Source organism: Galbibacter kalidii, from assembly GCF_026241135.1.
Classification (GTDB): domain Bacteria; phylum Bacteroidota; class Bacteroidia; order Flavobacteriales; family Flavobacteriaceae; genus Galbibacter.
The window spans coordinates 50,071-63,159 of sequence record NZ_JAPFGA010000003.1 but is presented as its reverse complement, the minus strand read 5'-3'; the positions used below and the strand labels follow the sequence as shown (position 1 = coordinate 63,159).

General features: G+C 37.4%; 10 protein-coding genes. 3 read left to right on the top strand and 7 right to left on the bottom strand.

From position 1 onward, the window contains the following. Nucleotide 1: 1 nt before the first annotated feature. The 7 genes from OOZ15_RS04370 to OOZ15_RS04340 all read right to left on the bottom strand — a co-directional run bounded on the left by OOZ15_RS04370 (nucleotide 2) and on the right by OOZ15_RS04340 (nucleotide 8,633). Nucleotides 2-1,129 carry a glycosyltransferase family 4 protein gene (locus tag OOZ15_RS04370; protein ID WP_265954619.1) on the bottom strand — a complete coding sequence of 376 codons (1,128 nt, stop codon included), beginning with the start codon at nucleotides 1,127-1,129 and terminating at the stop codon, nucleotides 2-4. After that, nucleotides 1,126-2,229, bottom strand: a complete 1,104-nt coding sequence (locus tag OOZ15_RS04365) for a glycosyltransferase family 4 protein (protein WP_265954618.1) — start codon at nucleotides 2,227-2,229, stop codon at nucleotides 1,126-1,128. Before OOZ15_RS04365 ends, OOZ15_RS04370 begins: the two co-directional genes overlap by 4 nt. A 52-nt stretch (nucleotides 2,230-2,281) precedes the next feature. Further along, nucleotides 2,282-3,283: a polysaccharide pyruvyl transferase family protein gene (locus OOZ15_RS04360; protein WP_265954616.1), complete on the bottom strand. Its 1,002-nt coding sequence runs from the start codon at nucleotides 3,281-3,283 to the stop codon at nucleotides 2,282-2,284. 107 nt (nucleotides 3,284-3,390) lie between these two features. Further along, nucleotides 3,391-4,677, bottom strand: coding sequence for a hypothetical protein (locus tag OOZ15_RS04355; protein ID WP_265954614.1), 1,287 nt, complete (start codon nucleotides 4,675-4,677; stop codon nucleotides 3,391-3,393). 151 nt (nucleotides 4,678-4,828) lie between these two features. Continuing rightward, entirely contained in the window at nucleotides 4,829-6,328 is a 1,500-nt protein-coding gene (locus OOZ15_RS04350; RefSeq protein ID WP_265954612.1) for a lipopolysaccharide biosynthesis protein, read from the bottom strand. 28 nt (nucleotides 6,329-6,356) lie between these two features. Next, entirely contained in the window at nucleotides 6,357-7,643 is a 1,287-nt protein-coding gene (locus OOZ15_RS04345; protein ID WP_265954610.1) for a nucleotide sugar dehydrogenase, read from the bottom strand. A 15-nt stretch (nucleotides 7,644-7,658) separates the two neighbouring features. After that, complete coding sequence (locus OOZ15_RS04340) at nucleotides 7,659-8,633, bottom strand: SDR family oxidoreductase (protein ID WP_265954609.1); 975 nt, start codon at nucleotides 8,631-8,633, stop codon at nucleotides 7,659-7,661. Between the two features lie 586 nt (nucleotides 8,634-9,219). On the opposite strand from OOZ15_RS04340, the gene OOZ15_RS04335 reads away from it, so the two are divergent. Genes OOZ15_RS04335 through OOZ15_RS04325 form a run of 3 tightly spaced genes read left to right on the top strand, consistent with a single transcriptional unit; the run spans nucleotide 9,220 to nucleotide 13,087 of the window. Beyond that, nucleotides 9,220-10,353: a DegT/DnrJ/EryC1/StrS family aminotransferase gene (locus OOZ15_RS04335; protein WP_265954607.1), complete on the top strand. Its 1,134-nt coding sequence runs from the start codon at nucleotides 9,220-9,222 to the stop codon at nucleotides 10,351-10,353. Next, nucleotides 10,350-12,311, top strand: coding sequence for a polysaccharide biosynthesis protein (locus OOZ15_RS04330; RefSeq protein ID WP_265954606.1), 1,962 nt, complete (start codon nucleotides 10,350-10,352; stop codon nucleotides 12,309-12,311). The genes OOZ15_RS04335 and OOZ15_RS04330 overlap by 4 nt, the downstream gene beginning before the upstream one ends. 17 nt (nucleotides 12,312-12,328) lie before the next feature. After that, the gene (locus OOZ15_RS04325; protein ID WP_265954605.1) at nucleotides 12,329-13,087 is read left to right on the top strand and encodes a polysaccharide biosynthesis/export family protein; all 759 of its coding nucleotides are present in this window, start codon (nucleotides 12,329-12,331) and stop codon (nucleotides 13,085-13,087) included. Nucleotides 13,088-13,089 lie beyond the last annotated feature (2 nt).

Below are 13,089 nucleotides of genomic sequence, written 5' to 3'. Positions count from 1 at the left end.
TCTACTGTTTTTCAGCTATTGTTTTTTCAAATAATCGAATCCACATAACCATCACTTTGTCTTCTGTATAATTTTTGGCGTTGTTTCTGGCATGGATTCCTAAAAAAACGCGCTTTGAATGGTCAGACATCAGTTTTTTTACCTGATGGGCATACTTGTCGATATCCATAGGAGTTACCAAACACCCTGTGTTTTCTTCTATGATGTTCCTTGGCCCATGAGGACAGTCAAACGATACAATGGGCAGTCCACACGATTGGGCTTCTAGTAAGACCAAAGGGAAGCATTCATTATGTGATGACATTAAATATAAGGAAGATTCCAGCATTTTATTTGAAATCTGATTTGTGGTGCCGCATAACTTAACAGCATCCTCCAGTTTTTCATCTTCTATTTTATCCTTTAGGTAGCCCATATAAACCTGTTCTCCCGTGCCGTAGATTTGTAAAACCCAATCAGGATGTTCTTGATACACGAGTTTCCATATATCGATCAGAGTGTCATATCCCTTGACCGGGGCAATCCGTCCTGCCGTGATAGCTATTTTGTTTGTTAAGGATGCTTTTCCTTCAGGGAAAAAGGTAAGAGGGTTGGGAATAACTACCGTGTTGTCACTGGTGTAATATTGCAGTTCGTCACGGTTAAGGACAATCAAATGGTCGTATTGCTTCTCAACATATTCAGCAAATTTTAGAAATAAACCTTTGATACTGTTTTTCTCCTTTTTCTTTTTCCGTTCATCTAAAATTTTGGAGTAATGAAACTCTTTTATTTTTGGGATTCTTTTGTGGATAAAGGGAACAAAATAGGTATCGGTACTGTGACTACAAACCACGATAATGTCCGGTGTGATTGTTCTAATCGCTTTTTTAAGTCTACGGATATGCTTGGGGATTTTAAGCAAATTTGAAGGATGGAAATAGCTTTTGTTCCTGTTGTAATCTATGTTTAAATCATAGAACGTTATATCCTTATGAAATTCATAACAGGGTGCTTTTCCTTTTTGTGATGTAGTTGTGATATAGATATCCCCATGTTTGTGTTTGCTAAGGTAATTGGCTTTTATGGAGAGGACTCTTTCAATCCCCCCGTGCAAATACACTTGATCGATCAGAAACAGGATTTTCATTTGTTTAAGAGTGTTTTAAATAGGTTGTCCCATTGTTTTACAATTTGCTCCGGCTGGTATCTGCGAACATTTTGTTTTGCTTTTGCTCCCATCCCCTTTCTTAGTTTGTCATTTTCTATTAGTAGCGAAATCTTATCAGAAAGCATGTCGATATTTCCATTGGGCACTAGTATTCCATCTTCGCCATTGGCAATAATATCAGCGGGACCGTGTGGGCAGTCAAACGCTACGCAGGGCACACCACAGGCCATAGCTTCTATCAAAACCATCCCAAAACCTTCAAACCTCGAAGGCATGACATATAGGGAGGCATTCAGGTAAACCTCTTCAATTTTTTGGGTGGGTTTGTTTATTTTAAAACTTCTTTCCAAGCGGTGTTTTTTGACTAATTCGGTAAGCATTGAATAATCATCCCCTTGACCGTAAATTTCAATTTTCCAGTCGGGATATTGATGAGCGATTTTTGCCCACGATTTTATCAATATGTCATATCCTTTTTGAGGGGATAATTTGCCTACGGTTATTATTTTTTTGGAATCCAAGGTTGAAGAAGGTGTCGGATAGAAGGGAAGCGGATTGGATATCACATGTAGGTTGTTTAAGCGCCATTCTTTTTTGTTTCCTTTGGTCAATACCACAAACTTGGAAAAGTGTTTAGCCCCAAAATCCATCAGGGAATACTTCATTTTTGCTTTTAATCGACTTCCGTTTGAGTTGTGGTGATTCTTTTTTTCAATGAGCTTGGAAACATGCCTTTCATAGACCATTGGGCATGGTTTGTTGGTGAAAAGCGGCACAAAAAAACCTTTTAAACCGTCATCACATACTGAAATAATATCAGGTTTGATTGTTTTAATGGAATGTCGGACTCCATTTATGTATGATAATAGGTATTGAAGGGGATTTCCTTTTACTCGAATATCGTGATAGATAATTTTAGGGTGAAAGTGATAAAAGTGTTCTTTTGCACCTTGGTTCAAGGTTAGTATATGCACTTCATAACCAAAGTTGTCGATAAGATGTGATGTTTTAACCGACAGCACCCTTTCAAGTCCTCCCGGCCCACATATTTGGTTGGTTATGTATAAAATCTTAATCATTTTCTGTTAGATTCGCTTAACGAAATTTATGATCCGATACTCATATTAAAAACTAGGGCTTATTGGTTTGAACCTTTTGTTCACTTGTACTGAGACCCTTCTTCACCGTTGCTTTTAGCTTTTCTGATAGCTCATGGTGTTTTTCTAAATTTTTAATGCTGAAATCGTTACCAATTCTTCCTTCTAAACCGAAATTTGTAGTGAATTCCCCGGTGATACTGTCAATATCAACCCGGTTGAATAAATCGATGATCCCTTCAAAGCGGCATGAATCAACAAAGCTGTCAAAGCCGTTGACAAAGATGACGGGAGTTCCCAAAGCCAAACAGGGCAATGCACAATGAATTCTAGAGGTGATAACCAATCTGGCTGTTGCATATTTTTTCAATAAATTTTCTGCCATCGCAAACTTTTCTTCTTCAGAATAAACATTAGAAGGAGGTTCTTGATTGATGAAAATGGCTCGCTCCAGAAGTTCGTCACTAACAAATTTTTTAAGATATTTTTTCTTTTTCCCCAAACGGAATATTTTTCCGTTTAAAGTATTTCTAAGAATGGCTTTAGTGTTATAAAACACCTTTTCGGGTCTGGGATAGTTATACAAAGGGTCTACGATATAAACCTTATCAGACCGTTGTGAATCATCAACTTTATATGAATCTAATGTCAGGGTCAAACAACCGGAGAAGTAGGCGTCAATCCCTTTTGATTTTAAAGTATCAGCAGTAAATTGATCCCTACATCCTATAGGTTGGTGTTTTTTTAAATAATCGATTCCTTTTTTGCTGAGCATAAAAGGAGCCGCAGTGTTGTTCATATGAAAGGAGACAAAAACAGGATCAATATCTTCTGAAGGGACCCAATGATGAATGTTATGTGTAAACCATCCGTTCATGATCAATTTTACTTTTTCTCCTCGGTATTCCCCGAGTTTTTCACGGTTGAGATAAGTATCCACCTGCGGTAAAAACTGTTTGGCGGCAAGACTTTGTATGTAATCGCCGACATTAAAAAAACGTTTATTCTCATCGTATGTTAAAAGGGCGTATTTCATGTGTTTATATTTATTTGTTTTTCAATGGTCACACCTGCCTACCGACAGGCAGGTGGAACATCCAATTAATCATTCCCTTGTGTGTTTAAAAATTAATCATGGATGTTTCATCGCTTTATTTTTTTATAATACTTGTATATTTTATTGAATCTATTTCTAAGGATAAATTTGATACGCTGTTTTTTTATATCCGGTTTATGGATTTTACTTTTTAAAATGGTATCAATTTCTCCGTTTTGTATGCGTGATATTTCGTGCTTTTCTTTATTTTGATCCTTGAAAATAAATGGAGTGTCAGTTGCTTTTGCTTTTTCCATAAGTTCCCACCAAAAATATTTCACACCAAGACTTGCCCTACCTGAATTTATTACCTTAAAGATTTGGTCATAAACATCTTCATTTACATTAAAACCATAATCATTGGGGTCTTGTCCGTTTAATATGATTCCTAAGATGGTTCTGAAACATTTCTCACAGCGGTTACAGTTAAAACCTTTTCTCAATTCAGAATAGCAAACCCTTAGGTTAAACTTCACACCCTTTTTATTGGAAAATTTGGTAATCAAATCGACCTTATCTTGGCGCTTAAGTTGATATCCATCATGATGCACTTTTATTCCTTTCCACGATATTTTTTCATCCAGGGTAGGTGTAGAACCCCAAGCGATTTGTATGTCTTTGGTATATGAAGAGGCGATGTATAAATCTGAGTAATTTTCTATATAGGATAAAGGGGCTAAAGAACCAATTAAGGCCAATCCGTGTTGTATTTTCCCCCACCATCCCATACCTTTCAATAAGAGCTCGACATGATAGGTGTAAAAAGTTCTCAGATTTGATTTTATGTATCTTTTTTTATTGTTCCTTAAGAGCTTTTCACTTGTAATAAAATCTTTTAATTGGTTCCATTGTTTGTTGTCATTCAATTCAATATCAGCACCATGTATTGTAATCAGATCGGGGTTTTTATCATATTGTCTTATATAAGTAGCATATGCATCTACACCACCACTGAAAAGCATTGCAGATTTTTCTTCATCGATTTTATTGTTCTTGGTTAGTTTTTTTGAGTTTATTTTTCCGGAAAGCGTATACTTAGGGTAAGTTTCAACAAATTCTTTTTTTATTTCATTAAGTGAATGATGAAAATCTTCATCTATTTCATCTACCAGAACATCAAATCCGGCGAACCATGCAATAGGGGCAAGGTTTGCCAGTAAAGGAATAATGGCAATGCTTTGTGGTACCATCCTAACATCTGTTTCATAGGTCACAAAAAAAGGCGATTCAGCATTGAAAAACTTGGCAATGGACTTGTCGTAGGAATAACGATATACAATGGTGTTGCCGTTATCCTTATAATCTAATTGCGTTATGCGAATACTTTTTTTCATGTGTTTAAATTTTTTTTGCAATGGTCAAATGTGCTAAAAAATTATTGCACACATGGAACCGCTGCACTCCAGCCTGCGGCAGGCAGGCTCACATGATTTTTTTTAATCATGCGTTTTTGTGTATTTATGATTAATAAAATTCGTGTTCGTTTCATTTTAAAAATGGTATTGCTTTTTTAAATAACTCTTTTTCCGATTTTACCATCCCGATGTGATATACCAGAGGTATGTAAATAAGAGAGTAAATAACCGCTTTGGTGATAAAATTGAACCACCCCTCACCGGGAATGTAGTTGATTAAAGTTCCAATCAAGAACATAATGAGGAAAAAAAGAAGTGTTTTATTAAAAAGTGCTTTGAAAAACCTTAGGATGTCTAGTTTGATGACCCTGTGATAATAAAAGTTCATAATGTTTTGTCCGATACCCCATCCTATTATGGAGCCGAGAATCATTCCTGTAGCACCATGGTTTTTTGTTAACAAAGCCCCGACCCCAGTGCCAATAATCATAAACACCAGATAGACCACGGCTTTAAACGACATTTTGTTTTTTGCTTCCAAAATAGAATTTGCAAAAGCTTGAACCAAAGGGATGGTATATGCCAACATGATAAATAGGGCAATGTAATAAGCTTCTGTATATGATGTCCCTACCCAAAGGACAACGAACTGTTTGCCGTATAAGATAAAGGCACTTAGAATGTACATCAGAACGATAAACGATAACCTACCTATTTTGATCAGCATATTTGTGAGTTCCCTAGGGGAGGCATTGGCAACTGTCATTTGGGTTGCTCTTGGTAGAAAAACTCCGGATATAGCAGTAGAAAAAGCCCCGTAGTATGTGCCTAACATCACTCCAACTGCAAAAATCGCCACAACGGTAGTGTTGGTCATAATCCCCAAGACTAGTTGTCCGGATTTCCATTGAAATTGTCCTACCAGGGCAAAAATAAAAATCCAAACTGAATAACTGAATATTTCTTTTATCAAAGGGGTTTCTATACGATGAAACCTAAATTTCACCTTTAGTTTTCTAATGACATAAAAAGCTTGAACCGCGATTACCGTTAAATTCATGGCAGTGTCTACAATAACCATGGAAATGGCTTTTCCACCGAATAATAAAACGGCTACTATGGTCAAAGAACGAACAAGGTAACGGACGATGTTCACGGTCTTAGGAAAAACAAAGACTTCATATCCATAGCAAATACCGGTAAAAGCACCACCTGGCAATGTTATGGCCAGATTAAAGATAAGAATGACAAACATGATCTTGGCTTTTCTCATTTGATCCAATGTCAAAGACTCTGAAAAAATACCTTCAATATTCAGGTAGCAAACCGTACCGATAATTAAAATAATCAGGGAAATAGCCAAATATATCAGCATTGTTGTACCCAAGAAGTTTTCCTCACCCTCGTGGTCTTTTTCAGCTTTGTATTTGGCTACAAAACGGACAATAGTATTGTTCAATCCGAAATCCAGCACAGAAATATACCCTACAAAAGCACCGATAAGTGTATATAAACCATATTCTGTATCACCTAAATTCCTTATAATAAAAGGTGTGAGCAGGAGTCCGACGATATTCGTCAGAAAAATAGTGACATAATTTAATACAGCTCCTTTTTTTAATTGGCTCACAATTTTAGGTTTAGCTAGGGTTGGTTTTTTATAATCGTTTATTTACTATTTGTGGGTCTACAACTCCTTTGACATCATAGATCACTCCATTAGGGACTAAAAGTGCTTTTAGGTCGATATCAGAAAAGGCTTTGTGTGCAACAGCCAAAACAATGGCCTCATATTTTTTATCAGGTTTTTCCTGTACAGTTAAAAAATTGTATTCGTTTTCCACATCATTGGGTTTTGCCCAAGGGTCATATACGGTTACATTGATTTGGTAGGACTGTAAATGTTTTACCACATCTGCAACTTTGGTATTGCGCACATCCGGACAGTTTTCTTTAAAGGTGATGCCCAAGACTAAAACATTAGCATTTTTGACTCTCACATCATTTTTCAGCATTAATTTTATGATTTCGCTAGACACATATTGTCCCATACTGTCATTGATGCGTCTTCCTGCCAGGATAATTTCAGGGTGATAACCCACCTCTTGGGCTTTTTGAGCCAAATAATACGGGTCTACACCTATACAATGCCCACCGACAAGGCCGGGTTTAAAAGGAAGGAAATTCCATTTCGTGCAAGCCGCTTCCAAAACGTGGTTGGTGTCGATATCCATTAGATTAAAAATCTTAGCCAATTCGTTTACATAAGCAATGTTGATATCTCTTTGGGAGTTTTCTATTACTTTGGCGGCCTCAGCTATTTTAATGGTAGGGGCCAGATGTGTTCCTGCTGTGATAACAGATTTGTATAAATTGTTGATTTTAACTCCTATTTTGGGTGTAGACCCCGAGGTTACTTTTATGATCTTTTCCACAGTATGTTCTTTATCCCCAGGGTTGATGCGTTCAGGGGAATAGCCTGCATAAAAATCTTTATTGAATGTCAAGCCGCTAATCCGTTCGAGAACCGGAACACATTCATCTTCTGTTACTCCTGGATATACCGTTGATTCATAGATAACGATATCTCCTTTTTTAAGGACTTTCCCCACAGTCTCACTTGCTTTGTATAGCGGAGTGAGGTCGGGTCTGTGGTTCTTGTCCACAGGTGTTGGCACAGTAACAATATAATAATTACAATCTGAGATGTCTTGTAAAGTGGTTGAACAAAAAAGTCCTGTGGATTTTATATCAGGAGTGTTTTGCAAACTGGCTTGTAACAGTTCGTTTTCGACTTCCAGGGTGGCGTCTATTCCTGAGTTTAACTCATCCACCCTTTTTTGATTGATATCATAACCAATAACAGGGTATTTGGTGGAAAAAAGCCTGGCCAATGGCAGACCCACATATCCAAGTCCGATAATTGCAATTTTTATAGTGCTCATCTTTGTTTTGTATTATTAAAGGTTGTTCCAGTACCATTTGATAGCTTCTTTTAACCCTCTTTTGATATTGTAGTCTGGTTCATAATTCAGTAATTTTTCCGCTTTTTCGATCGACGCCAAAGAATGTGGGATATCACCCGCCCTGTTAGGCCCGTGTTTTATGGGGATATTTTTGATTTCATCATCATACTGTGACAGGTGTTCTTTTAATAATTGTGTGAGTTCCAACAGTGTTGTTCGCTCACCATAGGCCACATTATAAACTTGGTTTACAGCTTGTTTGTCTTTGGTTTGTATAGCGAGGATATTAATGTGTATAACATTATCTATATAGGTAAAGTCTCTTGAATAAGATCCGTCACCGTTGATAACTGGAGATTTATGATTCATCAATTGCATGACAAATTTGGGGATTACCGCAGCATAAGCTCCATTGGGATCTTGTTTCCTTCCAAATACATTAAAATATCTCAACCCGATAGTGTCCACACCATATGTTTTATGGAAAACATCGGCATAAAGCTCATTTACATATTTTGTAATAGCATAGGGGGAGAGTGGTTTTCCTATATTATCTTCCAACTTCGGAAGCTCAGTGGAATCCCCATAAGTAGATGAACTAGCAGCATAGACAAAACGTTTGATTTTTTGATCTCTGACTGCGATCAGCATATTGAGGAATCCGTTTATATTGACATCATTACTAGTTATAGGATCTTCAATAGACCTGGGAACAGAACCAAGTGCAGCCTGATGAAGCACATAATCTTGTCTTTTGCATGCATTTTGGCATGTAACCAGATCGCGGATGTCTCCTTCAATAAGTGTAAATTTTAAATGATCTTTAAAACTTGATAGATTTTCCCTCTTTCCTGTTGAAAAGTTATCAAGGCATGTTACATAATTACCTAACTTCAATAAGGTTTCACAAAGATTGGAACCTATAAAACCGGCACCGCCTGTGACTAAAATTCTTTGGTTGGTTAACATATGTGGGATGTTTAGAGTACAAGCAAAGATTGTAAAAAAGAATGTCGTTCAATAGATTTTTGTTTCAACAGTACGTTATTAACGTTGAAATTCATTCTAAGGGGAAAAACCCCCTGATTTTTATAAGATTATTTACTACTTAAGGTTTAAGGGTGTGAATTGAATTCGTTTATTGTTGTTTTTAAAATTATCTGTTAATCAATTTATTGTGATGATGATGTGTAAGGATAAAAAGCAAAAAAATACGGTAAAAAACCTCTTTTTTATACTGCATATTCAATAAACAGTATTTAACCGAAAATTACTCATGGTTCACCGAAATAGCATTATATAATCGCAATTCTTTAGTACATTTACAATCCTTCTTGATAATTGAATTGATTAATAGCAAGTATTGATTTAATATTTATGAAGGCTTCTTATTATAGTCTTAAACCGACCAAGGTTTAAGATATGTTTTCAGACTTCTTATTTGTTTATCAATACACTTTTTGCAAGTGGGTGATGACACTTGTAGATGGATTAAATCGCCAACCAAATCTTAAATACCGCTATAAACTTGACTCTTATTAAATATAAGAGTGTAATGATCACAAAGAACAAGAAAGTTTACTTATCCTCTCCACATCTTGGAGGAAGCGAGAAGAAGTACGTTAATGAAGCTTTTGATACCAATTGGGTAGCTCCTTTGGGACCAAATGTCGATGCGTTTGAAATTTCACTAGAATCGTATTTGAATGACAATGTGCATGTGGCATCGGTTGCATCTGGCACAGCGGCGATTCATTTAGCATTGATGCTTTTGGGCGTAGGTCCCGGCGATGATGTGTTGTGTCAAAGCTTTACATTTTCGGCTTCTGCAAATCCTATTTTGTATCAAGGAGCCAATCCCGTTTTTGTCGATAGTGAAGAAACTACTTGGAATATAAGCCCCGAGTTATTGGAAAATGCAATTATAAGCAGGCTCAGTCACGGGGGAAAACCAAAAGCCATTATAGCCGTACACCTCTACGGAATGCCTTATGATGCTTTTGCAATCAACCAGATAGGGGTGAAATATGGAATTCCGGTTATTGAAGATAGTGCAGAAGCACTTGGAAGTGAATATTTAGGGATCAAATGCGGATCACTTGGTGATATGGCGATCCTTTCTTTTAATGGAAATAAAATAATAACCACCTCCGGGGGTGGAGCATTGGTCACCAAAGGCGGAAGAATGAAAGAAAAAGCCATTTTTCTTGCCTCACAAGCCAGGGACAATGCACCTCATTACCAACATTCACAGCTGGGCTACAACTATAGGATGAGTAATGTGCTGGCCGGAATCGGGCGAGGACAACTGGAAGTTTTGGACGAACGGGTAGAAATGAGAAGGAAAAATTATGATTTCTACCATAAAGCATTGAGTGATATCCCCAAAATTACATTTTTAAAAGAACCATCCGGGGTTCGATCCAACAGATGGCTTACGGCTATATTGTTGGATTCTTATGAAACCCGGGAAAAATTACGCATGGCATTGGCCGAAGAGAATATTGAATCCCGGCCTTTGTGGAAACCTTTGCATTTACAACCTGTTTTTGAAAAGTCCATCGCTTATACCAATGGTGTATCGGCAAAGCTTTTTGAAAAAGGCCTGTGTTTGCCAAGCGGATCTAATCTGACCGAAAAAGAATTAACAAGAATAACCAACGTAATTAAAAATACTTTACTAAAATGATTTATAAATACCTCATGCCTGTGGCTGCAAGACACGCATCAAAATGGATAGTACTATCCGTCGATATTTTGTTGGTGCTGATGACCTTTGTGATGGTGTATTTTATACGTTTTCACCTGACGTTCAATTTTAATGTTGAACATCTGTGGATGGAATTGCCCATCATAGCTATATTGGCCTTTACAAGTTTTATGTTGACCGGTTCGTATAAAGGGATTATACGATATACAGGAGTTAAAGACCTGATGAATATTTTTATGGCTGTGTGCGTACTGACGGTACTGACCTCAGCATTTGTGGTTGCAAATAAAGAATTGGCTTTGATTCCCAGTTTGACCATTCCGAAGTCGATTATTATTATGCATGCTTTTTTGAATTTTGTAGTGCTGGCGTTAAGCCGATTGACTTTCAAAATTCTCTACCGCTATGTGCATTGTAAATTGAAAGCAACCAAACGTATTCTCATTTATGGAGCCGGTGAAGCCGGAATTATGACACACGACGCCTTGGTGAACAGTGTGGATAAAAAGAATAAGGTAATTGCTTTTATCGATGATGACAAACATAAGATAGGGAATAGCATCAATGGCACAAAAATTATGGAGAGGTCGTATGTGGATGAGGCCTTTATTAAAAAGAACCGTATTGATGAGATCATCGTTTCCATTCAAAATACGTCTTCCTCAAAATTTAGGGAAAGTATCGAGAGACTGATCGATTATGAGACTGAAATAAAAATTGTCCCTCCAATAGACAAGTGGATGAATGGAGAGCTGAATGTAAACGAGATAAAACCACTTCAACTTGAAGATTTATTGGACAGAACACCTATTTGTATTGAAAATGAAGGGCTGTGTAAAGAGTTCAGCAACAAGGTTTTGCTTGTTACGGGTGCTGCAGGTTCTATCGGGAGTGAGATATCTAGGCAGCTGGTGAAATTCAATTTTAAAAAATTGGTACTGATCGATATAGCTGAATCTGCACTTTATGACCTTCAGCAGGAATTAAAACAAGCTGGAATCAAGAATTTTCACCCCATCGTGACCGATGTAAGGGATCAACATGGTTTGGAAAGGATTTTTGAAGTGCACCAACCTGATATCATTTTCCACGCTGCGGCCTACAAACATGTGCCTTTGATGGAAGACCAGCCCTATGAAGCTGTAAAAGTGAATGTGGGCGGTACCCGTTTGTTGGCAAAAATGGCACTGAAACATCAGGCGGATAAATTTGTGTTTGTCTCTACCGATAAGGCGGTAAACCCGACCAATGTGATGGGAGCGACAAAACGTGCCGCCGAAATTTACATAGGAAGCCTTCAGGAGAAATCAACAAAGACCAAATTTATAACCACCCGTTTTGGAAATGTATTGGGATCTAATGGTTCTGTAATACCATTGTTCAAAAAACAACTTGAAAAAGGAGGGCCGTTAACGGTTACTCACGAAGAAGTAACGCGTTATTTTATGACCATTCCTGAAGCCTCCCAACTGGTTCTGGAAGCTGGAACCATGGGAAAAGGAGGGGAGATCTTCATTTTTGATATGGGGGAAAGCGTCAAGATTATGGATCTGGCGAAAAACATGATCCGCCTGTCCGGACTCCGCTACCCGGAAGACATCGATATCAAAATCACCGGATTGCGCCCCGGAGAAAAACTGTATGAAGAACTTTTGGCCAATGGTGAAAATACATTGCCGACTTATCACGAAAAAATAATGATCAGTAAAGTGAAAGAAATGAACTATGAAAAACTCAGGGGTAAAATAGACGCCTTATGTGTTTTGAATCTATTCCATGACAAGAACGTCGTCGTAAAAAAACTAAAAGAGATCGTGCCCGAGTTTGTGTCTAAAAACTCCAGCTACGAACATTTGGACCAAATTGAAAAAGCAAGAACACCAAATTATAACATTTTGCAGTCCTTAAACTACGTTTCACAAAACTATAATTTTTAAAACTGAAATAAATGGCTATGGGTATAAAATATAAGAAAGGTATTATCTGGATTCTTTTGATATGGATTTTCGTTTCCTGCGGGTCCAGAAAGGATATAGTTTACATGCAAAACGCTAAAAAGTTTGAAACTGAAGTAGAAACCAACACTTTCGAGCCAAAATTTAAAATAGACGACATCCTGAGTATTTATATTTCGAGTATTGATATGGCTTCAACCTCTCCTTTTAATTTGGCTAGAGGGGCAGGAGAAAACCTAGAAGAATTGGAATATGTGATCGATAAGGAAGGGAATATTGATTTCCCCGTTTTAGGGAAGATCAAACTGATAGGCCTTTCTACTGGTGAAGCCAAGGAACTGATCAGAAAAAGATTGGTCGGAGGAGGATATTTAAAAGATCCTATCGTGAACATAAGGATAAAGAATTTCAGGGTAACGGTTTTAGGTCAGGTCCGCCAACCGGGAACCTACAGTATTGCCGGGGAACGGGTAACCATTCTTGAAGCCTTAGGGTTAGCCGGTGATCTGGATATCAGGGGGAGAAGGGATAATGTTTTGGTGATCAGGGATTTTAACGGAGTTAAAACCTACACCAGAATCAATTTGACATCCAAAGAATTTATGCGTTCACCCGTTTACTACCTCACGCAAAACGATGTGGTGTATGTAGAACCCAATAAATCTGTGGTCAAATCATCCAATTTGGATAATAGAACGAGTGTAGGGATTTCTATACTGTCTGTATTAATAGCATCTATCATAGCCATTACAAGATAATT

Bases quoted from the DNA above. Each gene is read 5' to 3' on its own strand.
- OOZ15_RS04360 (WP_265954616.1), bottom strand. From the start codon at position 3,283: ATGAAATACGCCCTTTTAACATACGATGAGAATAAACGTTTTTTTAAT.
- OOZ15_RS04365 (WP_265954618.1), bottom strand. From the start codon at position 2,229: ATGATTAAGATTTTATACATAACCAACCAAATATGTGGGCCGGGAGGA.
- OOZ15_RS04370 (WP_265954619.1), bottom strand. From the start codon at position 1,129: ATGAAAATCCTGTTTCTGATCGATCAAGTGTATTTGCACGGGGGGATT.
- OOZ15_RS04345 (WP_265954610.1), bottom strand. From the start codon at position 7,643: ATGAGCACTATAAAAATTGCAATTATCGGACTTGGATATGTGGGTCTG.
- OOZ15_RS04355 (WP_265954614.1), bottom strand. From the start codon at position 4,677: ATGAAAAAAAGTATTCGCATAACGCAATTAGATTATAAGGATAACGGC.
- OOZ15_RS04330 (WP_265954606.1), top strand. From the start codon at position 10,350: ATGATTTATAAATACCTCATGCCTGTGGCTGCAAGACACGCATCAAAA.
- OOZ15_RS04325 (WP_265954605.1), top strand. From the start codon at position 12,329: ATGGGTATAAAATATAAGAAAGGTATTATCTGGATTCTTTTGATATGG.
- OOZ15_RS04340 (WP_265954609.1), bottom strand. From the start codon at position 8,633: ATGTTAACCAACCAAAGAATTTTAGTCACAGGCGGTGCCGGTTTTATA.
- OOZ15_RS04335 (WP_265954607.1), top strand. From the start codon at position 9,220: ATGATCACAAAGAACAAGAAAGTTTACTTATCCTCTCCACATCTTGGA.